Source organism: Pseudarthrobacter sp. S3 (assembly GCF_050156905.1).
In the GTDB taxonomy this organism is placed as follows: domain Bacteria; phylum Actinomycetota; class Actinomycetes; order Actinomycetales; family Micrococcaceae; genus Arthrobacter.
Genome location: NZ_CP189583.1, coordinates 2,489,965 through 2,512,614, shown reverse-complemented (window position 1 = coordinate 2,512,614; position 22,650 = coordinate 2,489,965). Strand labels below are relative to the sequence as shown.

Here is a 22,650-nt window from a genome sequence, read left to right as displayed (position 1 = left end):
CGGGACTAATCTTCCGCGCATGGGGGACTTTAACCTCACGGTCATCCTCGATGCCATCCGCCGGTCATCCGGAGGTCTGAGCCGCGTGGAGCTCGCCCAGATTGTGGGCCTCTCGCCGCAGACTATCTCCAACATCTCCCGCCGCCTGCTGGACCAGCACCTGATCGTCGAAGCCGGCAAAGAAGGCAGCGGCCCTGGCAAACCGCGCACCATGTTACGCCTCAATCCCGGCGGCATGTACGCCATTGGCGTCCATCTGGACCCCGCCGTCACCACGTTCGTGGTCCTCGATCTTGTGGGCGCCGTTGTACAGCATTCACGGATCAAAACACCAGGCGGGAATGATCCCGCCGCCGTCATGTCCACCATGGCCACCGAGATCGAACAGCTGGTCGCCGAGTCCGGCGTGGACACCAGCAGGATCGCCGGCCTGGGCCTGGCCGCGCCGGGACCCATCGACCTGGACAATGGCACCGTGGTGGATCCGCCGCTGCTGCCGGGCTGGGACCGTGTGGAACTCCGGGACGCGCTGGCCAAGGCCACGGGCTATTCCGTCCTCGTGGATAAGGACGTCACCAGCGCCGCCGTCGCCGAAACATGGGCCGGCGGGCCCAGCGGCTCGGGCAGTTTCATCTTTATGTACATGGGAACCGGGATCGGCTGCGGCATCGTCCTCAACGATGAAGTTGTCCGCGGAACCTCGGGGAATGCGGGCGAGATCGGCCACATTGTGGTGGATCCCGATGGCCCGCTCTGCGACTGCGGCCTCCGCGGCTGCGTAAAGTCCTCGGCCATCCCGCAGGTGCTCGTCGCCGAGGCCGTGGCCGCCGGTATTCTGGACGGCTCCGGAAAGGACGCCAGCGGCGCCGAAGTGCAGCAGAGCTTTGCTCAGCTGTGCGACCTCGCCGATGCCGGCGACCCCAAGGCCCTGGCGATCATCGACACGTCAGCCGTGTTGGTGGCCCGGGCCGTCTCCGTGGTCACCAACACGCTGGATGTGGAACGGGTGGTGTTCGGCGGGCCGTTCTGGAGCCGGATCGCTGACCGTTACCTGGCCAAGATCCCGGCACTGGTTGACGCCAACAGCGCGGCCCGCCTGATCCACACCATCGAGGTAGTCGGGACGGGTGTCGGTGAGGACGTGGGCGCCATTGGAGCAGCCTGTCTGGTCCTGGAGCATACGCTGGCGCCCCGGGCCCAGCGGCTTCTCCTGGAAGTCTGAACCGGACGTCTGACCGGGGTCTCCTTGCCAGTGGCAGGAGCCCCATCTAGCATGTGGATATCGCCGCGGCTGGGGCCCGCAGGTACAGGGGACGGCAGCCATTGACTGAATGGAGCATTATGCGTTGCGCCCTTAAGATCACCTTAATTTTCGCTGCGGCGGGCTTAATGCTGACGGCGTGTTCCCTTGGCGCCCCCGACGCGGAAACCAAAACGCTTAAGGTGGTCTACCAAAAGACCGATTCGTTCCTTGCCCTGGACACGCTCTTCCAGGCGGCCAAACAGGAGTTTGAGGCCGCCAACCACGGCGTCACGGTCGCCCTGGAGCCGATCCAGGCGAAAGACGACGACTACGGCACCAAGCTGGCCCTCGCCCTCCGTTCGCCCGCCACGGCCCCGGACGTGTTCTATGAGGACACCTTCAAGGTCCGTTCCGACGTTGACGCCGGTTACCTCCTGAAGCTGGACAGCCACCTCGCGGGCTGGGAGGACTGGGATACTTTCGATGACGGCGCCAAAGCGGCCGGCCTGGGGGACGACGGCGGCACATACGCCGTTCCGATCGGCACCGACACCCGCGGTATCTGGTACAACAAAAAGGTGCTTACCGCTGCCGGCGTCAGCGTCCCGTGGGAGCCCCGCACCTGGCAGGACATTTTGGACGCTGCCCGCAAAATCAAGGCCAGCGATCCCACCGTAGTGCCGTTCAACATGTACGCCGGCAAGGCCACGGGCGAAGGCACGGTGATGCAAAGCTTCTACGAACTGCTCTACGGAACGGATTCCGAACTCTACGACGCCGACGCCAAGAAGTGGGTGGTCGGTTCCCCGGGGTTTACTGACTCATTGGCGTTCCTCAAGACCCTGTACGACGAAAAACTGGCCGTCTCCCCGGCGGAGGCCCTCGACGCGAATGTGTGGAAGAAGGTCTTCGGTGAATGGCTGCCGCAGGGCAGGATGGGCGCCACCGTTGAAGGGTCCTACACGCCGTCGTTCTGGCAGAAGGGCGGCAGCTACGAATGGGCCGAGTACGGGCAGGACATGGGCGTGACGGCGTTCCCCACCCAGAACGGGCAGGCACCCGGCGGCGTCAGTATGTCCGGCGGCTGGACCCTGGCGGTAGGGGCGGAGACCAAAAACCCGGCCCTCGCGTTTGAGTTCCTCGCCACGGCCCTGAACCAGAAGAATTCCTTGGCCTTTAACATCGCCAACTCCCAGATCGCCGTGCGGAAGGACGTCGCCGCCGACGCCGGCTACCAGGCAGCCAACCCGTTTGTGAAGGACGTGTCCGAGCTTGTGGCCGTCACGCATTACCGTCCCGCAACTGCCGACTACCCCCGGATCTCCGCGGCCGTCCAGGAGGCCACGGAAGCCGTGATTACCGGGGCGAAATCCCCGGAGCAGGCAGCCGCCGACTATGACACGGCGGTGAAGGGCATCGTGGGTGAGGCCAAGACCGTCGCCAAGTAGCCTGTGGGGGTTTTCCTTACGCGTGAGCAGACCGGCCACCGGCGGCGTCGCACCGGACTCCGGCGCCAGGCACGGCTGCTCCCCGTCCTGCCGGCCGCGGTTCTCCTGCTGGTTTTTTTGGCCGGACCCGTGCTGTGGGCCTTCCACGCGTCATTCACCAATGCAGCCCTGACCGGCCGCAATGCCCGCAGTCCCGGTTGGATCGGGTTCGACAACTACGCCAGGCTCCTCTCGGACCCCATGCTGCCGCTCTCGCTGGGCCTGACGGTCCTGTTCGTGGGCGGCTCTGCCATCCTGGGCCAGAACCTGCTGGGGCTCACCCTCGCGGTGCTGATGCGGCGGGCGCGCCGACCGGTGGCCGCCGTCGTCGGTACTGCAGTGGTGGCTGCGTGGGTGCTGCCCGAAATCGTGGCCGCCTTCGCCGCCTACGCCTATTTCAGCCGGGACGGGACCCTGAACCAGCTGCTGGGCGGGCTGGGGCTCGGGCAGACCGACTGGCTGTATTCGTTCCCGATGGTCGCCGTCCTGCTTGCCAACACCTGGCGTGGCACGGCGTTCTCCATGCTGGTGTACCGGGCCGCCCTCAATGACATCCCCGGTGAGGTCACGGAGGCCGCACTGATGGACGGCGCCGGTGGCTGGCAGCGCCTGGCCTTCATCACCATCCCCATGATCCGCGGCAGCATCGTCACCAACCTGATGCTCATCACCCTGCAGACGCTGGCGGTGTTCACCCTCATCTGGGTGATGACAGCGGGCGGTCCCGCCAACGCCAGCACTACGCTGCCGGTGCTGGCGTACCTGGAGGCCTTCAAGTTCGGCGACATCGGCTACGGCACGGCGGTGGCGTCGGTGCTGATCCTCATTGGCGTGGTGTTCGGTGCCGCCTACGTCCGGCTCCTGCGGGAGAGCAAACCATGACGACGACGGCGGGGACCTCCGCGCGGGGGCAGCTGCGGTCCGGGACGGGCGCGGTTTCCCGTGCCCGGCGGCGTGCCCGGCTGCCAGCGGACGTGTCCCTGGCCCTGATCGGCGCCTGCTTTGTCCTGCCGCTGCTCTGGCTGGTGTTTGCGTCCCTTGATGCCTCCGCCGGACACGAGGCAAGGCTCCCGGGTCGGGTCTCCCTGGATAACTTTGCCGCCATCATGACACCGGGGCTGCTGTTCCAGCCGATTTGGAACAGCATGGTGCTGTCCGCCGGCACGGCCGCCGTGAACCTCGTGGCAGCAGTCCTGGCGGCCTACCCGCTGTCCCGCTACCAGTCCAGGTTCAACAAGCCGTTTATGTACACCGTCCTGTTTGGAACCTGCCTTCCCATCACGGCCATCATGGTGCCGGTGTATGGGCTGTTTGTGCAGCTTCAACTGCTGGATTCGATGCCTGCCACGATCTTTTTTATGGCCACTACCACGTTGCCCATGGCCATCTGGATGACCAAGAACTTTATGGACGCCGTCCCGGTGTCTTTGGAGGAAGCGGCCTGGGTGGACGGTGCGTCAGGATTGACGGCGCTGCGGACCATCGTCCTGCCCCTGATGCGGCAGGGGCTGGGTGTGGTGTTCATTTTTGTGTTCATCCAGGCCTGGGGGAACTTCTTCGTCCCGTTCGTCCTGCTGCTATCCGAGGCCCGTCAGCCGGCGGCGGTGTCGATCTTCAGCTTCTTCGGACAGCACGGCGCAGTGGCGTACGGGCAGCTGGCCGCTTTTTCCATCCTGTATTCAGTCCCGGTGCTGGCCCTGTACGTCATCGTGGCCAGGGGCGCTGGCAGCTCCTTCGCGCTCTCGGGTGCGGTGAAGGGCTGACGCCCGGCTTCAGTCGATGTCCTCGATGACAGTCCCAAACGGGATGGAATCGTCCAGATGTGCCTGATGTCCGTGAGGCAGGTTGAGCACCCGCACACCGTGGGCCTGATCCGCCGCCGACTGCATCAGGATGGGCCGAACGGTGTTGATGAAACTCTCGCTTTTTCCTGCGAGATACTCCTGATAACTGGCTGGTAGCTGGCTCATTCCACCAGAATAGACCCGCCGACCCGCGATGGGGAGGGGTCCCCATCGCGGCCTGACCTGCAGGTGGCTTGGATAGGATGGCGGACGGAGTGGAGCCGCACGGCAGCACACCCAGGGCAACATCCGTAGACCACCAGCCATCAGGGGGAAATCCACTGCTTCAGACCAGTGCGCCCGCACGAATCGACCCGGCGGAACTGGCCAGGGCACAGCAGGTGGTGGCGAACATTTCCCGCAGTTTCGATGCCAAGGTGGTGGGCCAGGCGCGGCTGCGTGATCCCTCCTGGTGGGCCTGATGACCGGCGGGCACATCCTGCTGGAAAGCGTTCCGGGGCTGGCGAAGACCACCGCCGCGCAGACGGTGGCCGAAGCAGTGAGCGCAGAGTTCCGCCGGATCCAGTGCACGCCCGACCTGCTCCCCAGCGACATCGTGGGCACCCAGATCTACGACGCCGCCAAGGGCACCTTCATCACCCAGTTGGGGCCGGTGCACGCCAACATCGTCCTGCTCGATGAGATCAACCGGTCCAGCGCCAAGACCCAGAGCGCCATGCTGGAGGCCATGCAGGAGCGGCAGACCTCCATCGGGGGAGAGGAATACCGGCTGCCGTCCCCGATTATGGTGCTGGCCACCCAAAACCCCATCGAGCAGGAAGGCACGTACCAGCTGCCTGAGGCGCAGATGGACCGTTTTATGCTCAAAGACGTGCTGGACTACCCCACGCCGGCCGAGGAAACGGAAATCATCCGCCGGATTGACGCCGGGGTCTTCAGCGCGGAACAGAAGCCGGCGGCCGCCGCCTCACTGGACGCCGTCATTGGCGTGCTCGAACGGGCAGCGGCGGATGGCGACGTTGTGCTGCGCCAATGGCGGCAGCTCCGGCCGGAAGAGGGAGTCCGCACATGATGCGGCCAGCGCCCAAACCGGCACCGCCCAAGCCGACACCGCAGAAACCGGCAGCCCCGGTGAACTCACGGGACCGGCCGGAGCGGCGTCGTCGGCTGTTGTGGTGGCTTGCACGTCCCGCACTTCTGGTCCTTTGCCTGTCCGCCAAACGGCTCAGCGTGGGCATACTCGCCGACACTGCTGCCCGGTCTTTCGCGGCCGGGACGCCGGCGCCGTGGCGGATGCTGCGGCCGGACTGCGGATGGCCAACTTCGTCGAACCGCAGATGGCGCCGTTCGCCGAGGGTGACGGGCTGTTCCTTGCGGGCGACTTCGCTGCCGCCCGCCAACGCTTCGAGGAGGCACTGTCCCTGGCGGGCACGGCCGACGAGTGCGTCGTCCGGGTCAACCTGGCGCTCACCATCGAACGCCTTGGGGACGCCCAGGCCACTGCAGAAGATCCGACGGCGGCGGCCCGGCTCTTCGCCGAAGGTGTTGCCGTGGTCAAGGCTGCGCCGGAGGGTTGCTTCGAAACCGCCGGAGAGGAGAACGGCGCAGGGGAGAAGCTGGGACAGGCGGCGGAACGGCTGCAGCAAAAGGCCGATGCAGCGGCGGCGGACAAGGCCAGTCCGCAACCGTCCGAACAGCCTGGGCAGGACGAGCTTCCCGCTGATCCGGGACGATGACTTCGGACCGGGCGTCGACCGGCCCGGGTAACAGGCCAAAGCTGCCGGGCCCGCAGTATGCCCCGATGAATTCTTTGACTAAAACGGCGAACAAAATTCTGCACCAGGACGAACCGCGCCGTAAAACTGCGTCTTAATTCGGTAGCCGACTTGAAGGGTGCCCCGCGGGCTCCTAGACTTCTAAACAAGTTACCGAGGTAACGTGTCAGCGATCCTCCGATTGTGGAGGGTGTGGGTGCCCCCATGTGGGCCTGACATTTGCTCACGGACAACTTCATTACAGGCGTAACAGTCGCGGCTGCGTCCCTGTGGAGTTTTTCGTGTTCCCAAACTCAAATTCATTCCCGGCACCACCGTCACATTTGCTGACCGGTATCCGGCAATGGCCCAAAGCCAAGGACGCAAATGTCACCGCCAAGCCTTATCGAAACGCATCCGAATCTCTCCGAGACCGCCCCCGTGGCGCTCTCGTACGAGCTCTTCCCGCCCCGCACGCCGGCTGCGGCCGAGTCACTCTGGACCACCATCCGGGAACTGGAAACCACCGAACCGGACTACGTCTCCGTCACGTACGGTGCCAGTGGCTCGAACCGGGACACCGCGGTCGAACTCATCAACCGGCTCCTGTTGGAAACCACGCTCCGACCGCTGGCCCATCTCACCTGCGTTGGCAACACGCCGGAGGAACTGGCAGAGATCATCGGCGACCTCCTGGACACAGGGGTTCGGGGCATCCTGGCCCTCCGGGGCGACCAGCCCAAGGGCGGTGCGCCGCTTGCCGCAGGGTCACTGCGGTATGCGCAGGACTTGATCGAACTCATCCGGCGGGTTGAACAGCGGCGGTCGGCCCTTCTGTGTGCAGGCAAGATCGCCGTGGGCGTCGCCGCCTACCCCACCCGGCACCCGGAATCACCCAGCGAAGCACACGACGTCGAGGTGTTGCTCGCCAAGCAGCGCTCCGGCGCCGACTTTGCCATCACCCAGGTCTTCTTCCACACCGAGCAGTACGCAAACCTCATAAGCCGAGCACGCCGGGCCGGGGTCACCATCCCCATCATCCCGGGCGTTATGCCGCTCACCAGCCTGCGCCGGGTCACACGGCTCGGGGAACTGACAGGCGTTGAGCCGGCACCGGAACTCCTTGCCCGGCTGGCAGCCGCGGACACTGATTCCGAACGCCTCCGGATCGGTGTCCGGGCCACGGTGGACCTGGCCAACGCGGCCCTCGATGCCGGCGCGCCCGGTATCCACATCTACACGTTCAACGAACATCAGAGCGCGTTGGAGGTGCTGGACAAGCTGGCACTTCCGCGCCAGTCCCGTTCAGGTGGCCGCCGCAGCGCCACCCTCCGGCGCCAGCTCGCCAGCTGACCTTCCAACATCCGCCAGACCATTCACAGTTTCCACTAACACTCAAGGAATCTCCCATGACTGAACAGAACACCGCCCCGTTCCCGGCCGCGTCACTCCTCGGCTACCCGCGCATCGGCCGCCGCCGCGAGCTCAAGAAGGCCATCGAAGCCTACTGGGCCGGCAAGATCGACGCCGCTGCACTGGACGCCGCCGCCAAGGGCATCCAGCTGACTATCGCCAAGCGCCTGCAGGAACTGGGCCTCACCGAAGCCGCCGCCGTTCCGGGCACCTTCTCCTACTACGACCAGGTCCTGGACGCCACCGCCCACCTCGGCGCTGTCCCGGCCCGCTTCGGCAAGCTCCTCAACGCCGAAGGCCAGCTCGACATCGACGGCTACTTCACCCTGGCCCGTGGCACCAAGGACCAGCAGCCGCTGGAAATGACCAAGTGGTTCGACACGAACTACCACTACCTCGTTCCGGAGATTGGCCCGGAGACCGAGTTCACCCTCGCCTCCAACCGCATTGTTGAGGAATTCGAGTTCGCCCTGGCCAACGGCATCGAGACCCGCCCGTACATCGTCGGCCCGGTCACTTACCTGCTGCTCTCCAAGGCATCCGATGAGGCCCCCGCAGGCTTCGCCCCGCTGTCCCGCCTCGAAGACGTCCTGCCGGTTTACGTACAGCTGCTCGAGAAGCTCGCCGCAGCAGGCGCCAGCTGGATCCAGCTGGACGAGCCCGCACTGGTTGTTGACCAGGACACCCCGGCCGCAGAAATCGAAGCAGCCGTTGCCCGCACCTACGAAGTTCTCTCCGCGGCAGCCAAGCGCCCCCAGATCCTCGTCTCCACCCCTTACGGTGCCCTCGACGGACAGCTGGGCACACTTGCCGCCACGAACATCGACGCCCTGCACATTGACGCCTTCAAGGGTGCAGCCCCGTCCGCAGCTGCGCTGGCCGGCCTTGGCAACAAGACCCTGGTTGCCGGCGTCGTTGACGGCCACAACATCTGGCGCAACGACCTAGCCGTCGCCGCCGCCAAGCTGGACGAACTGAAGGCTGCTGCCGGCCGGATCGCCGTCAGCACCTCCACCTCCACCCAGCACGTCCCGCACGACGTCACCGAAGAAGGCCAGCTCTCCGAAGAGCTGCGCAGCTGGCTCGCGTTTGCCGACCAGAAAGCCGTAGAGGTCAAGACGCTCGCGTCCTACCTGGCCGACCCGGCCTCCGCGCAGGCAGCCATCGACGAGGCGTCCGCCATCATCGCAGCCCGTGCCATCGCCGAAGGCGTCCGCCGCGACGACGTCCGGGCCCGCACCGAGGCACTGACCGCAGCGGACTTCAGCCGGTCCGCCTACACGGTCCGGGAAGCTGCCCAGGAAGAGGCCCTGCACCTTCCGCCGCTGCCCACCACCACCATCGGCTCCTTCCCGCAGACGTCCGAGATCCGCTCGGCACGAGCCCGCAACAACAAGGGCGCCCTCACCAACGAGCAGTACGAGCAGCTCATGAAGGACGAGATTAAGCGCGTTGTTGAGCTGCAGGAAGAGCTCGGCTACGACGTCCTTGTGCACGGCGAGCCCGAGCGCAACGACATGGTCCAGTACTTCGCCGAGAACCTCGAAGGCTTCGATGTCACGGTCCACGGCTGGGTCCAGTCCTACGGCTCACGCTGCACGCGCCCGTCCATCCTCTGGGGCGACGTCACCCGCAGCGCCCCCATCACGGTGGCCTGGGCCGAGTACGCCCAGTCGCTGACCAGCAAGCCCATGAAGGGCATGCTTACGGGTCCGGTCACCATCCTTGCCTGGTCCTTCGTCCGCGATGACCAGCCGCTCGGCGAGACCGCCAACCAGGTTGGCCTGGCCTTGCGCGACGAAATTGCGGACCTCGAGGCTGCCGGCATCAAGGTCATCCAGGTGGATGAGCCCGCTCTGCGCGAACTCCTGCCGCTGCGCAAGGACGATCACGCCGCCTACCTGAAGTGGTCAGTGGATTCTTTCCGCCTGGCCACCGCCGGTGCCGCTGACGCCACGCAGATCCACACCCACCTCTGCTACTCGGAGTTCGGCGTGATCATCGACGCCATCGACGGCCTCGACGCAGACGTCACCTCCATCGAAGCGGCACGGTCCCGCATGGAGGTTGTCCACGACCTCGAGTCCCACGGCTTCGGCCGCGGCGTTGGTCCTGGCGTCTACGACATCCACTCGCCGCGGGTTCCAGGCGAAGCAGAGGTCACCGAGCTCCTGGCGACCGCCGTCAAGCACGTCCCGTCCCGCCAGCTCTGGGTCAACCCGGACTGCGGCCTGAAGACCCGCGGTTACGCCGAGACCGAAGAATCCCTGCGCAACCTGGTCAAGGCCACCAAGACGGTCCGCGCCGGCCTGCTGGAATCCGCCAAGTAACAACGGTCTCACTAAGAGAGCTCGAAGAGGCTCAAGGGCTAGTGCGGCCTGCCGCGCTGGCCCTTGAGAAGCGAGCGAACGGGCGGCCGGTCACCAAAAAGGTGACCGGCCGCCGTCGTGCGTTAAGAGTGTTTAGGACTCCCAGAGGATTTCGTCGTCCACCACGCCGTCCTCGTCAGCGGCTACCACCAGCACCTCGTCCGTGAAGTGGGCGCCCAAGGTGAAGTCCATGACAAAGTAGCGCTCCGGCTGGCCGGGGAAGATGCCCACGTGGCCAAGCTTGAGGGCCTTGAGGAACACATCATTGGTGAGCTGGCTGCGCTCTTCAACGCCAAAGACTTTCTGCAGGTGTTCGTCCTTCAGCGCGCTGCAGTGGAAGTGAAGGTATTCCTGCGGGCTGGTGCCTTCCTGCTCCAGCTCCTCGGCGATCATCTGCCGGACCTCGTCCACAAGTTCGGGAAGGAACCGCAACCGGTAGTCCACTTTGTGCATGGCCGCTTCGTCAAAGTGGTCGTGTGCGTCAATATTCAGGTCGAGTTCCAGTAACTGGCCACCCAGCTCATGTTTGGCGGCGATGTTGTGATCCCTGCCGTGGTTGAGCTCGATTTCTCCAAAGTGCTGGCTCGCTACCCTGTTCATACCTTCAACATAGACCCCAAGTGCTGCGCTTTCCAGCATTCGGGACTAATTCCCTGCAGCCCCCAGGCCAGCCAGCGTTTCGGCGAGCAGGTCCACAAACAGCTGCACCCGGGCGGTCTTCTTCTCGTTGATGAGCAGGGCAAACACGTTCCGTGCCAGCCGGATCTCTGGAACGTCCAGCACCACAACTCCGGCCGGCCAGTGCCGCAATGCGAGCTCGGGCACCAGTGCGGCGCCCAGTCCGGCGGCCGCCATTTCGAGGCTGGCATGGAAATCGTCGCTATGGGCCACCACGCGCGGATGCAGGTTGCAGCTGGCAAAGAGCCGTTCGATGACCACGGCATCGGGGCTCCCGGGGTGGTGCATGATCCAGGGCAGTTCGGACAAATGGTCCGCCGCCACCTTGGCGTCCGTGCGGAACCCCCAGCCCGCGGGCAGCACCACGCGGAAGTTGTCGTCGCCGATCCACTGCCGGTTGATGGTGTGCGGCCAGGCGAGCCCCGACTGGCCCACCTGAAAGACCAACGCCACATCCAGCTCCCCGCCGGTGCGCAGTCCCTGGATGGTCTGGGCCGGCTCGGCCACGGACACCTTGAGGTCGATGCCCAGGTGTTTCCACGCCGGATTCTTAAGGATGCGGGGGAGGACGTAGGTGGCCAGGCTGGGAAAGATTCCCAGCCGCAGCTCTTGGCTGGAGCTGCTGTGCGTCTTCGATGCTGCCGCCATCAGGGCTTCGATGTCCGTCAGGACCTTCGCGGCGTGCCGGGTCATCACCACCGCGGCTTCGGTGGGGACCACACTGCGGGCCGAACGCTGGAACAGGACCACACCCGTCTCGCGTTCCAGGGCGGACATCTGTTGCGACACCGCCGACGCCGTGTATCCCAGGCGTGCCGCTGCGGCCGCAAACGAGCCCAACCGGGTAACTTCGAGGAGAGTCTTCAGATGAACGGGATTTACCAAGGCAGTCCTTCGGTCGGGGCCGCCTGAACACCGTGTGGTACCGGTTCTGGAAGGCCCGCTTTATTCTGGCACAAAGAATAACTTCAAACTCAGTCATCCACCGGCCCCACGGCGTCGAACTGCCCCTAGAGAGTTTGCACCGAGCAAGTGCACCACGAAGTCCGAGCAGGGGAGTAGAACAGTGTTTTTGGCAGGGAACTCGACCTTCAAGCCGCAGGGGCGGCGCATTGCCGTTGTGGGCAGTGGAGTGGCGGGCCTGACGGCCGCGTATGTCCTGAACCGCCACGACAATGTCACCCTCTTTGAGGCGGACAGCAGGCTGGGCGGTCACGCCCACACCCATGACGTTCCGCAGCCGGATGGATCCACCCTCGGCATCGATACCGGCTTCATTGTCCACAACGAGCGGACCTATCCCACCCTGTTGCGGCTGTTCGCGGAGCTGGGTGTGGAGACGCAGGATTCGGAAATGAGCATGTCCGTCCGCTGTGACGGCTGCGGTCTGGAGTACGCCGGGGCCCGTGGGGGCGGCCGCGGGATCATCGCGCGCCCGTCCAGTCTCCTGCGCGGACGCTACCTGCTGATGCTGCTGGAGGTCATGCGCTTCTACCGCAGGGCCCGGGCGCTGATTGAGGCGGGCCCAACGTCCGACGCCGGCCCTGGTGCGGGCGGCGCGGAGCCCACCCTCGGTGAATTCCTGGCAAAGGAGCGCTTCAGCAAGTACTTCATCTCGCATTTCATGACGCCGGTGGTCAGTGCGGTCTGGTCGTGTGACCCCACCACAGCGCTGTCCTACCCGGCGCGGTACCTTTTCACCTTCCTGGGACACCACGGGATGCTGGGCGTCAAGGGTTCGCCGCAGTGGCGGACGGTCACCGGCGGTTCGGGGCAGTACGTGGAGAAACTGGCAGCCACGTTGCCGGATATCCGGCTTAACAGTCCTGTCACCGGTATCCGGCGCCACGCGCTCGGTGTGGAACTGACCACCGAACAGGGAGTTGAAGATTTCGAGGCAGTGGTCATAGCCACGCACCCGGCCCAGGCCCTGGGCTTCCTTGCGGACGCCTCGCCGGCCGAAAAAGAAGCCCTCGGGCAGATGCCGTACTCCGTCAACCACACCGTTTTCCACCGGGACGCGGCCGTCCTGCCCACCGCGGAGAATGCCAGGGCGTCCTGGAACTACCGGCTCCCGGACTGCAAAGCCCGGCCGGACAAGGTACTGGTCAGCTACGACCTCACCCGGCTGCAGCGCCTTGAGCCGTCGGATGGCCAGCCTTACCTGGTGAGCCTGGGGGAGTCCGAGCTCATCGCGGAGAACCGCGTCCTGGAGCGTATGGTCTACGAACACCCCCAGTACACGCCTGAATCACTGCGGGCACAGCAGCGTATTGCGGCCCTTAGCGATGACCGCATCGCCTACGCCGGCGCCTACTTGGGCTGGGGCTTCCATGAAGATGGCGCCCTGGCCGGTGTCCGTGCCGCAGCGAGTCTGGGGCGCACCTGGGATACGCCCAGGATTCAGGCGCACAAGCCTGAGCTGCTTTCCGCCTCGGAGGGCGCATGAGCTCAACCGCAGCCATCTACCGCACGTCCATTTCCCACGTGCGCCAGAGCCCGCTGAAGAACGCGTTCACGTACAGGAGCTACAGCTGGTTTGTGGACGTGGACCGGCTCCCCGTTCTGCCCGGGTTCATGCGGCCGCTGGCTGTCTTCCGGGCCGCCGACCACCTGGGCGATCCCGGGGCCACCATCCGCAGCAACGTTGAACGGTACCTGCGGACCCGGGGGATGGAGCCCGACGGCGGGGCCATCCGGATGCTGACCAGTGCCCGGGTTTTCGGCCACGTCTTCAACCCGCTCACGCTCTTCTGGTGCTATCGGATGTCCGGGGAGCTGCAGTGCGTCATCGCCGAGGTCCACAACACCTACGGCGAACGCCACTGCTACCTCCTGGAAACGGATCCTTCCGGGCGGGCCAGCGTGCCCAAGGCCTTCTACGTTTCACCGTTCAATGACGTTGACGGGCAGTACAGGATGAAGCTGCCCGCGCCGGAGCAGCGGCTGTCCGTCTCCATCGTCCTGGAGCGGGAAGGGCAGCGGCCGTTCGCCGCGACCATGGACGGGGACCGGCGCCCGGCCACCGTCAGGAACATCCTGGCAGCGGCCGTTGCGGTCCCGGCCGCGCCGCTGCTGGTCTCGGCGCTGATCCGGATTCAGGGCATGAAACTATGGGCACGACGCCTGCCAGTCATCAAAAAACCACATCACCCCTCACAGGAGGCAGTCCAATGACCATGACCGATGAAAACGGAACAGCCGCGACTGCGGAGGTTTCCGCCGCGAAGCCAGACGCACGGCACCTGGTGACAGGGCAGACTGCTGGCGGGGTACCGGCGTCGCCGGACACCATTGATCCTGACGTATGGCCCGGTGTTGCCCACGCGCCGTCGGGAACTAAAGCGCTGGTGGCGGGCAAAGCCGCCGGCCTGCTGTTCAAGGCGGCCGTCCGACGGCTGCCTCTGCGCGTTGCCTACCCGGACGGTTCAGTGCTGGGCACCGGCGGCCCGGACGCGCCGGTGATGACCATGGTCAGGCCGGCAGCATTCAATCTGCGGATCGGGGACAACGGCCTGATCGGGCTGGGCGAATCATTTATGGCGGGGGATTGGGAAGCGTCGGACCTCGCCGGGGTGCTGGAGGTCTTCGCCGCGTCCGTGGACACCCTGATCCCCGCACCGCTGCAGAGGCTGCGGAACCTGTACCTGCCGCGGACGCCGCGGCAGGAACGCAATGAAGAGCAGAACACCCGCAGCAACATCTCGCGGCACTACGACCTCTCCAACGAGCTCTTCTCCAACTTCCTGGACACCACCATGAGCTACTCCTCGGCGCTTTTCCCGCTGAGTGACGGTGCACTGGATTCGGTCCCGTGGGACGCGTTGGCGGAGGCCCAACAGGCCAAGATCGACAGGCTGCTGGACAAGGCCGGCGTCGGATCGGGCACGCGGCTGCTGGAGATCGGCACCGGCTGGGGTGAATTGGCCCTCCGGGCAGCAGCCCGCGGTGCCACTGTCTACAGTGTGACGCTCTCCAGTGAACAGCGGGCGCTGGCGCAGGAACGCATTGCCGCCGCCGGCTACGCAGACCGGGTGACCGTGGCGCTGCAGGACTACCGGGCCGTGGAAGGCGAGTTTGACGCCATTGTGTCAGTGGAGATGATCGAGGCGGTTGGTTATGAGTACTGGCCCATTTTCTTCCAGACCATCGACCGCGTGCTGGCCCCGGGTGGGAAGGTGGCCATCCAGGCCATCACCATGCCGCACGGCCGCATGCTGGCCACGCGCAACGCCTACACCTGGGTGCACAAGTACATCTTCCCCGGGGGCTTCCTGCCGTCCGTGCGGGCCATTGAAAGCGTGACCCAGCAGCACACCACGTTGCGGGTGCGGGAGCGGATGGGCCTGGGCGATCACTACGCCGCGACCCTCCGCCTCTGGGAGGAACAGTTCATCGCGCGTTCGGCGGAAGTCGGCGGGCTCGGCTTTGACGCGGTGTTCCAGCGGATGTGGCTGTTCTATCTGTGCTATTCACGGGCGGGTTTCCAGTCCGGCTATCTGGACGTGCAGCAGATTGTCCTGGATCGCCGGGAGGCCCAGCTGTAGCAACGGTCCCGCCGATCGGCCCTTCTTAAGCCCGGACATGGAAGAGCCTCTCCAATCCCTCTTCCCCAAGCGAAAGTCCGATGTGGACAAGGTCCGGGTAGCCGTCCGGGAGAGTTTCCTGGGGTTTGAGTTGGTTGGGCCAGTGAGGTGGTTCCCAGTCTTGATGTTCACTTGTATAGCGCCTGCCCGAGGGGGAAATCCAGCCTGGTGGTTCGGTTTTGGAGGCTGGTGTGGGTTGCCAGCCTCCGTTGTGCCGGAGTTTGTGGTGTTTGGGGCATGGCTGTCCCAGATTCGAGACCCCGGTGGTGCCGCCCTTGGCCCAGGCGAGGATATGGTCGGCCTCGTTGTCCAGTGAGTTGTTGCTGCAGCCCGGGAAGGGACACTTGCCGTCCCGCAGTCGCAACCACTGCCGCATGGCCTTGCTCAGCCGGTAACTGGACCGCCCGATCTCCAGCGGAGCCCCGTCCCTGGGGTCAATCAGGACCCGATAGAACGAGTCGGCACCGTTCGCCACGACGTCCCGGGCCATCGATGCCGGGATGGGGCCATAGCCGTCCAGCATCGCTGGCTCATCGGTGGCGCCGAGCAGGGAGAACACCGGGACCGTCACCAAGACTTCGGCCCGCGGCGGCGGAACCCGTCCGGGTTCGCTTCCCTCAGCGCTCCCGTTGCTGCCATGGTTTCCGTTGCCATGGTTTCCGTTGCCAAGGAGGGCGGCGGCGAAAACGTCCGCCCGGAGTTGGGTGAGAGTCAGGGGCTCGTCGGGGCCTTGTAAACCACGAGCCACAGCGGTGGTCCGGTTCCAGATTGCGACCGCCTGGTCCGCCGGGAGGTAAGCCGAAAGCCAGGCCATCCCGTCCTGGTCCGGCGCGTACTCGATGCGACGGTCCAGGACACCTTTCGCGTGGCGTTTCTCGATGCTCTCGGCGTGGTGGCGTTCGCGCCAGGTACGGGCCTTGTGCCGGAACCGGAATGCCGGCATTTCGCCGGCGGGACACCCACTGGCCGAGCCCGGAGCGTCCGGGTCCAGGAAGTGGGCCTCAAGCGCGGCGGCACCGGCCTGGTCAAGGGTGGCGGCTTCGTCCGCCATGACCCGGGCGTGCTGCCAGGAGATGGTTCCGGACTGCAGGGCGGCCATGGTCAACGGCAATGTATTGGTCAGTGCGTGGGAGACCCCCAGGAACGAATCGGCCGCCCGGTCACCGATAGTCAGGGCACACCCAACCTCCGCCGTGACTGCCATCTCCTGCGCCTGGACCGAAGCATCCGGAGGAGCCACCGCCCGGGCAATATCTGCGTACTTCACGGCAGCCCCGGCCTTCACTGCCGCCATCTGCGCATCCACTGCCGCAGCCCCAATCAGAATGTCGAGGCAATCTTCGGACAATCCCGGCAACGGATCGCCCTCCGCTGAAAGTCCACCGGAACCGTGTTCGTTCACGACGCCGGTGAGCATAGCAACGGCTGCGGTGATGTCCGCATATGCCTTTGCCACTGCCGGGTTCCTCATATATCCATCATGACAAGGGGGTCTGACATTCAAGCGGCGGCGAAAGGACCGCTCATCCGTCTGCGGCCCGGTAGGATTCTTGCGGCGTGCAGGTCAGCGCGCACACTCGGCAAATTCCGGCGGCAAGGACTGATGATGAAGAAGACCACGCGGCAGGCGCCCGGCGGCGATACGGGGCAGTGTGCGGAAGCCCAGCCGGGTCAGCCATGGAGTGGGCGTCCATGGACCAGTTCCTATGGGACGGGTGTCCCGGCGGATCTGGTGCTCCCCGAGGGTTCGCTGGTGGACCTCATGGACACGTCCGTGCGGCGCTACGGGTCCAAGACCGCTTTGGAGTTCTTCGGCGCCGGCACTACCTACCGTGAGCTCGGAAAACTGATCAGCCAGGCCGCCGCGGGCCTGAAGAAACTGGGTGTCAAATCCGGCGACAGGGTGGCCCTCGTGATGCCGAACTGTCCCCAGCACGTGGTCGCCTTCCATGCCGTGCTGCGCCTCGGCGCCGTGGTGGTCGAGCACAATCCGCTCTACACGGACCGCGAACTGCGGCACCTGTTCGAGGACCATGAGTCCGCCGTCGCGATCGTTTGGGACAAGGCTGTGGAGCGGGTCCGCCAGCTGCCGGCCGACGTCGGGCTCCGCACTATTGTCTCGGTGGAGCTCATCTCGGCGATGCCGCTGCTGCAGCGCCTGGCGCTGCAGCTTCCGGTACCCGCCGCCCGGAAGGCCCGTGCCGCCCTCACCGTCGGCAGGGGCGAACCCAGGGGCGAACCCAGGGGCGGCCCGGCGCCCGGCACGCGCCCGGTGCTGCCCTGGAGGCAACTCCTCGAAGCTGGAGAGCTCAAGAAGAAACATCCGCGGCCCGGCGCCCGGGACCTTGCCGTCCTCCAGTACACGTCCGGCACCACCGGCTTGCCGAAGGGCGCCATGCTCACCCACGCCAATCTGCGGGCCAATGCCGCACAGGGCCGTGCGTGGGTGCCCGGGCTGAAGGAGGGCAAAGAGACCGTCTATGCGGTGCTGCCGATGTTCCACGCTTATGGCCTCACCCTGTGCATGACGTTCGCCCTCAGCATCGGCGCGAAGCTGGTTCTGTTCCCCAAGTTCGACGTGGACCTCGTGTTGAAGGCGCTCAAGAAGTCTCCCGCCACGTTTCTGCCTGCCGTACCGCCGATCTATGACCGCATTGCGGTCGCGGCGGCGCAACGCGGCATAGGGCTGGAAAGCATCCGGTTTTCCATCTCCGGGGCCATGAACCTGCCCACAGAGACGGTGGAGACCTGGGAGAAAGCGACGGGTGGTTACCTCATCGAAGGCTACGGGCTGACCGAAACTTCCCCTATCGCCATTGGGAACCCCTTCGGACCGAGCAGGAAGCCCGGCACCGTGGGTGTGCCGTTCCCGCTGACAGACATCAGGGTGGTGGATCCGAAGAACGTGGCCCTGGACCGTGCCCCGGGGGAGGAGGGCGAACTCCTGATCCGCGGCCCGCAGGTATTTTCCGGCTACTGGAACCGGCCGGAGGAGACCGAAGATTCATTGCTCGACGGCGGCTGGTTCCGCACCGGCGACATCGTCTCGGTAGATGATGACTACTTCGTCACCATCCGGGACAGAATCAAGGAACTGATCATCACCGGCGGCTTCAACGTTTCGCCCAGTGAGGTGGAGGACGTGTTGGCCACCTTCCCGGGCATTTCGGAAGTCTCCGTGGTGGGGTTGCCCCGGCCCGGCGGGGGCGAGGACGTGGTAGCCGCCGTGGTGCCCATCCCGGGGACCACCATCGATCCTGCCGCTCTCCTGGCTTATGCCCGGGCACAGCTGACTGCCTACAAGGTGCCCCGCCGGGTGGTGGTGCTCGATTCCCTCCCGCGTTCGCTCATCGGCAAAGTCCTGCGCCGGGAGATCCGGGACAGCATCGCAGCTATGGGTTGAACCGGCAGACTATTTGCGCCGGACGCCGGTTCCGGAGTTCAGCCGCGCGATTGCACTGGACAGCACGGTGGCGAAGCCGCACCACGCGGCGTAGGGGGCAAGCGAACTGCCCGCGGTGCGGTTGAGCCGGTAGGTTCTGCGGACCAGGTCCGCGCTGCTGGCCGCCAGCACAGCGCATTCCGCCGCGGCCAGCCATGGCCGGCGGGAGCGCCAGAAAAGCCAACTCCATGCAGCATTGAGAATGAGGTTTGCGGCCAGGGCGCCACGATAGGCGCGGATTTCCTGCTGTCTGTCGGACCCGCCGGCTAGTGGAGCCGCGGCCGCCCCAGCACTGTCCAGGGCGACGGCCGAAGTCAGCGCGAGGTCCGCATACAGGGCCGTCCACACGACGGGGAAGGCAATGGCGGGCGGCTGCCAGCCCGGCTTGCGCAGCCGGAGGTACCAGGAGCTGCCCGGATCGGTGGCAACGCCACCGGCAGCAGCCGAAGCGGCGGTGGCGACCGTCGTGAAAACCAACGTCTTCAGCTTCATGTCAGATCCTCTGTTCCCGTCGATTGTCCCCGCGCCGGGCGGAGCCCCGCCATAATCGATGGTAGGCCCGTTGCGTCCGTCGTCGCGTGTCAGGCGCCACTAGATGTAGTGGCCATGCACTCATTTCCAGTGCCTCGCCACCAGCAGCGACACGCCGTCCCGTACGCGACACGCTGGGGGTTAATTGTGGCTAAGTACTCCACAGGGTGTGGATTTCGTCCGCAAAAATGGCGGGATTCCGGACATTTCGCAGGCGCTTGCCTGTGGATTAAAAGTGCATTAAATGACATACTTGTAATACATCATCTTGGGGTTCCGAAGAGCCGTCTGCACTACATGTAGTATCGACGTACAGCTTGGGCAGGACTAGACGAGCGAAGATTTCGATAAAGGGGACAGGGACAATGACCGTTACGGTTTACACCAAACCTGCGTGTGTACAGTGCAACGCAACCTACCGTGCGCTGGACAAAAAGGGCATCACTTACCAGAGCGTTGACATCTCCCAGGACGCCGATGCCCTCGAGCGTCTGAAGGCGCTGGGCTACATGCAGGCACCTGTTGTAGTCACGGACCAGGACCACTGGTCAGGCTTCCGCCCGGACAAGATCGAGGAACTGGCACTGTCTGCCGTTTCCTCCGTGGCCTAAGGCCTTAAACTTTTCGCCAGCCGGCAACTTTCAATCCGCACACATGAGGTGACTCCCGTGTCAGCACTGGCAGTAGCCAGGGCCCAGGTGGCCCCGTTGGCGCCTGTCACCACACAGAGCCAGCTCATCTACTTTTCCTCCACCTCCGAGAACACCAGCCGCTTTGTCGCGAAGCTCGGACGTGAGCTGGCACGGATCCCGCTCCATGCAAAGGATGCACCCCTCCTCGCCACCCGGCCTTACGTGCTGGTAGTGCCGACCTACGGGGGCACCGGGGGAGAGGGCTCCGTACCCAAGCAGGTGATCCGCTTTCTGAACGACCCGCAGAACAGGCAACTGATCCGCGGGGTTATCGGTGCAGGCAACACAAACTTCGGGGACAACTACTGCATGGCCGCGGACATCATTGCCGCCAAATGCAACGTCCCCAGGCTCTACAGATTTGAACTTATGGGCACGCCAGAAGACGTCGCCCGCGTACACAATGGATTGGACACGTTTTGGACACGACTGTCGCAGACACAGAAGTAACCAGGGCCGAAGGCCAGGGCACCGCCGCTGCCGAAAAGCGGAGTGCCGCCGTCGAAAAGCCCGAGATGCCGGCCGCCTATAAGGGGCTGGGCTATCACGAGCTCAACGCCATGCTGAACCTGTACGGCCCCAACGGAGAGATCCAGTTCGAGGCCGACCGCGAAGCTGCACACCAGTACTTCCTGCAGCACGTGAACAACAACACCGTCTTTTTCCATGACCTGGAAGAGAAGCTCGACTACCTGGTGAAGAACCAGTACTACGAGCGCGAAACCCTCGACCAGTACACGATGAACTTCATCCGCGAGCTCTACAACCGCGCGTACAAGAAGAAGTTCCGTTTCGAAACCTTCCTGGGCGCGTTCAAGTTCTACACGTCCTACACGCTGAAGACGTTCGACGGCAACCGCTTCCTGGAGCGCTACGAGGACCGCGTCTGCATGGTGGCCCTGCACCTGGCCCGCGGTGACGAGAAGCTCGCCCTGCAGATGGTGGACGAGATCATCGAAGGCCGCTTCCAGCCGGCCACCCCCACCTTCCTGAACGCCGGCAAGCGCCAGCGCGGCGAGCTGGTCTCCTGCTTCCTGCTGCGCATCGAAGACAACATGGAATCGATCGGCCGGTCCATCAACTCGGCGCTGCAGCTGTCCAAGCGCGGCGGCGGTGTGGCGTTCGCGCTGACCAACATCCGCGAAGTGGGTGCCCCGATCAAGCAGATCGAGAACCAGTCCTCCGGCGTCATCCCCGTGATGAAGCTCCTCGAGGACAGCTTCTCCTACGCCAACCAGCTCGGTGCCCGCCAGGGTGCCGGTGCGGTGTACCTGCACGCGCACCACCCGGACATCTACCGCTTCCTGGACACCAAGCGCGAGAACGCGGATGAGAAGATCCGCATCAAGACCCTCTCGCTGGGCGTTGTCATCCCGGACATCACGTTCGAGCTGGCCAAGAAGGACGAGGACATGTACCTGTTCTCCCCGTACGACGTCGAACGCGTCTACGGCATGCCGTTCTCCGACGTCTCGGTCACCGAGAAGTACTACGAGATGGTGGACGACTCCCGGATCAAGAAGACCAAGATCAAGGCGCGCGAGTTCTTCCAGACCCTCGCCGAGATCCAGTTCGAATCCGGCTACCCGTACATCATGTTCGAGGACACCGTGAACCGGGAAAACCCGATCGACGGCAAGATCATCATGTCCAACCTGTGCTCGGAAATCCTCCAGGTTTCCCAGCCCACCACGTACAACGATGACCTGTCCTACGCCGAGACCGGCAAGGACATCTCCTGCAACCTGGGTTCGCTGAACATTGCGAAGGCCATGGACAGCCCGGACTTCGGCCTGACCATCGAGACGGCCATCCGGTCCCTCTCGGCAGTCTCGGACATGTCCAACATCACCTCGGTGCCGTCCATTGCCCGCGGTAACGACCAGTCCCACGCCATCGGCCTGGGCCAGATGAACCTGCACGGCTACCTGGCCCGCGAGCGGGTCCACTACGGTTCCGAAGAGGGCCTGGACTTCACCAACATCTACTTCTACTCGGTGGTGTACCACGCGGTCCGCGCCTCGAACCTGCTGTCCATCCAGACCGGGCAGACCTTCGGCGGCTTCGAGAAGTCCAAGTACGCGTCGGGTGAGTTCTTCGACAAGTACACGGAGCAGGAGTGGGTGCCGCAGACCGCCAAGGTTGCGGAACTGTTCAAGAACATCCACATCCCCACCCAGGATGACTGGCGCGAGCTGAAGGCTTCCGTCATGGAGCACGGCATCTACAACCAGAACCTGCAGGCCGTCCCGCCGACGGGCTCGATCTCCTACATCAACAACTCCACCTCCTCGATCCACCCGGTGGCGTCCAAGATCGAGATCCGCAAGGAAGGCAAGCTGGGCCGCGTGTACTATCCGGCCCCGTACCTGACGAACGACAACCTGGAGTACTACCAGGACGCGTACGAGCTCGGCTACGAGAAGGTCATCGACACCTACGCCGCAGCCACCCAGCATGTGGACCAGGGCCTGTCCCTGACGCTGTTCTTCAAGGACACGGCCACCACGCGCGACATCAACCGGGCCCAGATCTACGCCTGGAAGAAGGGCATCAAGACCATTTACTACATCCGTCTCCGCCAGCTCGCGCTGGAGGGAACTGAGGTGGACGGCTGCGTCAGCTGCATGCTTTAATCTTCAACTAAATC

General features: G+C 64.7%; 19 protein-coding genes and 1 pseudogene. 15 read left to right on the top strand and 5 right to left on the bottom strand.

From position 1 onward, the window contains the following. Window positions 1-19 precede the first annotated feature (19 nt). The 4 genes from ACQCSV_RS12035 to ACQCSV_RS12020 all read left to right on the top strand — a co-directional run bounded on the left by ACQCSV_RS12035 (window position 20) and on the right by ACQCSV_RS12020 (window position 4,493). Complete coding sequence (locus ACQCSV_RS12035; protein WP_354154916.1) at window positions 20-1,222, top strand: ROK family transcriptional regulator; 1,203 nt, start codon at window positions 20-22, stop codon at window positions 1,220-1,222. 119 nt (window positions 1,223-1,341) lie between these two features. Further along, the gene (locus ACQCSV_RS12030; RefSeq protein ID WP_354223536.1) at window positions 1,342-2,691 is read left to right on the top strand and encodes an extracellular solute-binding protein; all 1,350 of its coding nucleotides are present in this window, start codon (window positions 1,342-1,344) and stop codon (window positions 2,689-2,691) included. Window positions 2,692-2,694: 3 nt separating this feature from the next. After that, complete coding sequence (locus ACQCSV_RS12025; RefSeq protein WP_354223538.1) at window positions 2,695-3,612, top strand: sugar ABC transporter permease; 918 nt, start codon at window positions 2,695-2,697, stop codon at window positions 3,610-3,612. Next, window positions 3,609-4,493, top strand: a complete 885-nt coding sequence (locus ACQCSV_RS12020; RefSeq protein WP_354223540.1) for a carbohydrate ABC transporter permease — start codon at window positions 3,609-3,611, stop codon at window positions 4,491-4,493. Before ACQCSV_RS12025 ends, ACQCSV_RS12020 begins: the two co-directional genes overlap by 4 nt. Before the next feature lie 9 nt (window positions 4,494-4,502). On the opposite strand, the gene ACQCSV_RS12015 is transcribed toward ACQCSV_RS12020, so the two are convergent. Continuing rightward, a complete protein-coding gene (locus ACQCSV_RS12015; protein ID WP_111909039.1) occupies window positions 4,503-4,700 on the bottom strand; it encodes a hypothetical protein in 198 nt (65 codons plus the stop codon). A gap of 155 nt (window positions 4,701-4,855) precedes the next feature. Between ACQCSV_RS12015 and ACQCSV_RS12010 the strand changes: the two are divergent. From ACQCSV_RS12010 to metE, 4 genes and pseudogenes are all read left to right on the top strand, one after another. Then, window positions 4,856-5,532, top strand: a pseudogene (locus ACQCSV_RS12010) (AAA family ATPase); the annotation flags it as partial. A 289-nt stretch (window positions 5,533-5,821) separates the two neighbouring features. Next, window positions 5,822-6,271 carry a hypothetical protein gene (locus ACQCSV_RS12005; RefSeq protein WP_354223543.1) on the top strand — a complete coding sequence of 150 codons (450 nt, stop codon included), beginning with the start codon at window positions 5,822-5,824 and terminating at the stop codon, window positions 6,269-6,271. Between the two features lie 405 nt (window positions 6,272-6,676). After that, a complete protein-coding gene (locus tag ACQCSV_RS12000) occupies window positions 6,677-7,642 on the top strand; it encodes a methylenetetrahydrofolate reductase (protein WP_354154913.1) in 966 nt (321 codons plus the stop codon). 56 nt (window positions 7,643-7,698) lie between these two features. Continuing rightward, on the top strand, window positions 7,699-10,032 hold the full coding sequence (metE, locus tag ACQCSV_RS11995; protein WP_354223545.1) for a 5-methyltetrahydropteroyltriglutamate--homocysteine S-methyltransferase: 2,334 nt from the start codon (window positions 7,699-7,701) through the stop codon (window positions 10,030-10,032). A gap of 132 nt (window positions 10,033-10,164) precedes the next feature. Here metE and ACQCSV_RS11990 read toward each other — a convergent pair whose 3' ends face one another. Both ACQCSV_RS11990 and ACQCSV_RS11985 read right to left on the bottom strand, forming a co-directional pair. Beyond that, entirely contained in the window at window positions 10,165-10,671 is a 507-nt protein-coding gene (locus ACQCSV_RS11990; RefSeq protein ID WP_282330821.1) for a DUF2004 domain-containing protein, read from the bottom strand. Between the two features lie 45 nt (window positions 10,672-10,716). Beyond that, the gene (locus ACQCSV_RS11985) at window positions 10,717-11,634 is read right to left on the bottom strand and encodes a LysR family transcriptional regulator (protein ID WP_426938500.1); all 918 of its coding nucleotides are present in this window, start codon (window positions 11,632-11,634) and stop codon (window positions 10,717-10,719) included. A gap of 187 nt (window positions 11,635-11,821) precedes the next feature. Here ACQCSV_RS11985 and ACQCSV_RS11980 point away from each other — a divergent pair, with 187 nt between their 5' ends. Genes ACQCSV_RS11980 through ACQCSV_RS11970 form a run of 3 tightly spaced genes read left to right on the top strand, consistent with a single transcriptional unit; the run spans window position 11,822 to window position 15,296 of the window. Next, window positions 11,822-13,198: an FAD-dependent oxidoreductase gene (locus ACQCSV_RS11980; RefSeq protein WP_354154910.1), complete on the top strand. Its 1,377-nt coding sequence runs from the start codon at window positions 11,822-11,824 to the stop codon at window positions 13,196-13,198. Next, complete coding sequence (locus tag ACQCSV_RS11975; RefSeq protein WP_426938499.1) at window positions 13,195-13,926, top strand: DUF1365 domain-containing protein; 732 nt, start codon at window positions 13,195-13,197, stop codon at window positions 13,924-13,926. Before ACQCSV_RS11980 ends, ACQCSV_RS11975 begins: the two co-directional genes overlap by 4 nt. Next, window positions 13,923-15,296, top strand: coding sequence for a class I SAM-dependent methyltransferase (locus tag ACQCSV_RS11970; RefSeq protein WP_426938498.1), 1,374 nt, complete (start codon window positions 13,923-13,925; stop codon window positions 15,294-15,296). Before ACQCSV_RS11975 ends, ACQCSV_RS11970 begins: the two co-directional genes overlap by 4 nt. Before the next feature lie 25 nt (window positions 15,297-15,321). Here ACQCSV_RS11970 and ACQCSV_RS11965 read toward each other — a convergent pair whose 3' ends face one another. After that, the gene (locus ACQCSV_RS11965; protein WP_426938497.1) at window positions 15,322-16,806 is read right to left on the bottom strand and encodes a DUF222 domain-containing protein; all 1,485 of its coding nucleotides are present in this window, start codon (window positions 16,804-16,806) and stop codon (window positions 15,322-15,324) included. 135 nt (window positions 16,807-16,941) lie between these two features. Here ACQCSV_RS11965 and ACQCSV_RS11960 point away from each other — a divergent pair, with 135 nt between their 5' ends. Further along, window positions 16,942-18,738 carry a long-chain-fatty-acid--CoA ligase gene (locus tag ACQCSV_RS11960; protein ID WP_426939560.1) on the top strand — a complete coding sequence of 599 codons (1,797 nt, stop codon included), beginning with the start codon at window positions 16,942-16,944 and terminating at the stop codon, window positions 18,736-18,738. 9 nt (window positions 18,739-18,747) lie between these two features. Here the strand turns inward: ACQCSV_RS11960 and ACQCSV_RS11955 are convergent, their stop codons facing one another. Next, on the bottom strand, window positions 18,748-19,269 hold the full coding sequence (locus ACQCSV_RS11955) for a TspO/MBR family protein (RefSeq protein WP_354223555.1): 522 nt from the start codon (window positions 19,267-19,269) through the stop codon (window positions 18,748-18,750). 404 nt (window positions 19,270-19,673) lie between these two features. Between ACQCSV_RS11955 and nrdH the strand changes: the two genes are divergently transcribed. The 3 genes from nrdH (at window position 19,674) to nrdE (ending at window position 22,636) form a co-directional block, all read left to right on the top strand. Further along, a complete protein-coding gene (gene nrdH / locus ACQCSV_RS11950) occupies window positions 19,674-19,919 on the top strand; it encodes a glutaredoxin-like protein NrdH (RefSeq protein WP_009356333.1) in 246 nt (81 codons plus the stop codon). A 57-nt stretch (window positions 19,920-19,976) separates the two neighbouring features. Next, window positions 19,977-20,450 (top strand): class Ib ribonucleoside-diphosphate reductase assembly flavoprotein NrdI, encoded by a 474-nt coding sequence (nrdI, locus tag ACQCSV_RS11945; protein WP_354154904.1) that lies wholly within the window; start codon window positions 19,977-19,979, stop codon window positions 20,448-20,450. 65 nt (window positions 20,451-20,515) lie between these two features. Then, entirely contained in the window at window positions 20,516-22,636 is a 2,121-nt protein-coding gene (gene nrdE / locus ACQCSV_RS11940) for a class 1b ribonucleoside-diphosphate reductase subunit alpha (RefSeq protein WP_354223568.1), read from the top strand. Window positions 22,637-22,650: the final 14 nt, after the last annotated feature.

Excerpts from the sequence above, each read along its gene's own strand:
- ACQCSV_RS12035 (WP_354154916.1), top strand. The coding sequence starts at position 20 with ATGGGGGACTTTAACCTCACGGTCATCCTCGATGCCATCCGCCGGTCA.
- ACQCSV_RS12030 (WP_354223536.1), top strand. The coding sequence starts at position 1,342 with ATGCGTTGCGCCCTTAAGATCACCTTAATTTTCGCTGCGGCGGGCTTA.
- ACQCSV_RS12020 (WP_354223540.1), top strand. The coding sequence starts at position 3,609 with ATGACGACGACGGCGGGGACCTCCGCGCGGGGGCAGCTGCGGTCCGGG.
- ACQCSV_RS12015 (WP_111909039.1), bottom strand. The coding sequence starts at position 4,700 with ATGAGCCAGCTACCAGCCAGTTATCAGGAGTATCTCGCAGGAAAAAGC.
- ACQCSV_RS12000 (WP_354154913.1), top strand. The coding sequence starts at position 6,677 with ATGTCACCGCCAAGCCTTATCGAAACGCATCCGAATCTCTCCGAGACC.
- metE (WP_354223545.1), top strand. The coding sequence starts at position 7,699 with ATGACTGAACAGAACACCGCCCCGTTCCCGGCCGCGTCACTCCTCGGC.
- ACQCSV_RS11990 (WP_282330821.1), bottom strand. The coding sequence starts at position 10,671 with ATGAACAGGGTAGCGAGCCAGCACTTTGGAGAAATCGAGCTCAACCAC.
- ACQCSV_RS11975 (WP_426938499.1), top strand. The coding sequence starts at position 13,195 with ATGAGCTCAACCGCAGCCATCTACCGCACGTCCATTTCCCACGTGCGC.
- ACQCSV_RS11970 (WP_426938498.1), top strand. The coding sequence starts at position 13,923 with ATGACCATGACCGATGAAAACGGAACAGCCGCGACTGCGGAGGTTTCC.
- ACQCSV_RS11965 (WP_426938497.1), bottom strand. The coding sequence starts at position 16,806 with ATGAGGAACCCGGCAGTGGCAAAGGCATATGCGGACATCACCGCAGCC.
- ACQCSV_RS11960 (WP_426939560.1), top strand. The coding sequence starts at position 16,942 with ATGAAGAAGACCACGCGGCAGGCGCCCGGCGGCGATACGGGGCAGTGT.
- ACQCSV_RS11955 (WP_354223555.1), bottom strand. The coding sequence starts at position 19,269 with ATGAAGCTGAAGACGTTGGTTTTCACGACGGTCGCCACCGCCGCTTCG.
- nrdH (WP_009356333.1), top strand. The coding sequence starts at position 19,674 with ATGACCGTTACGGTTTACACCAAACCTGCGTGTGTACAGTGCAACGCA.
- nrdE (WP_354223568.1), top strand. The coding sequence starts at position 20,516 with ATGCCGGCCGCCTATAAGGGGCTGGGCTATCACGAGCTCAACGCCATG.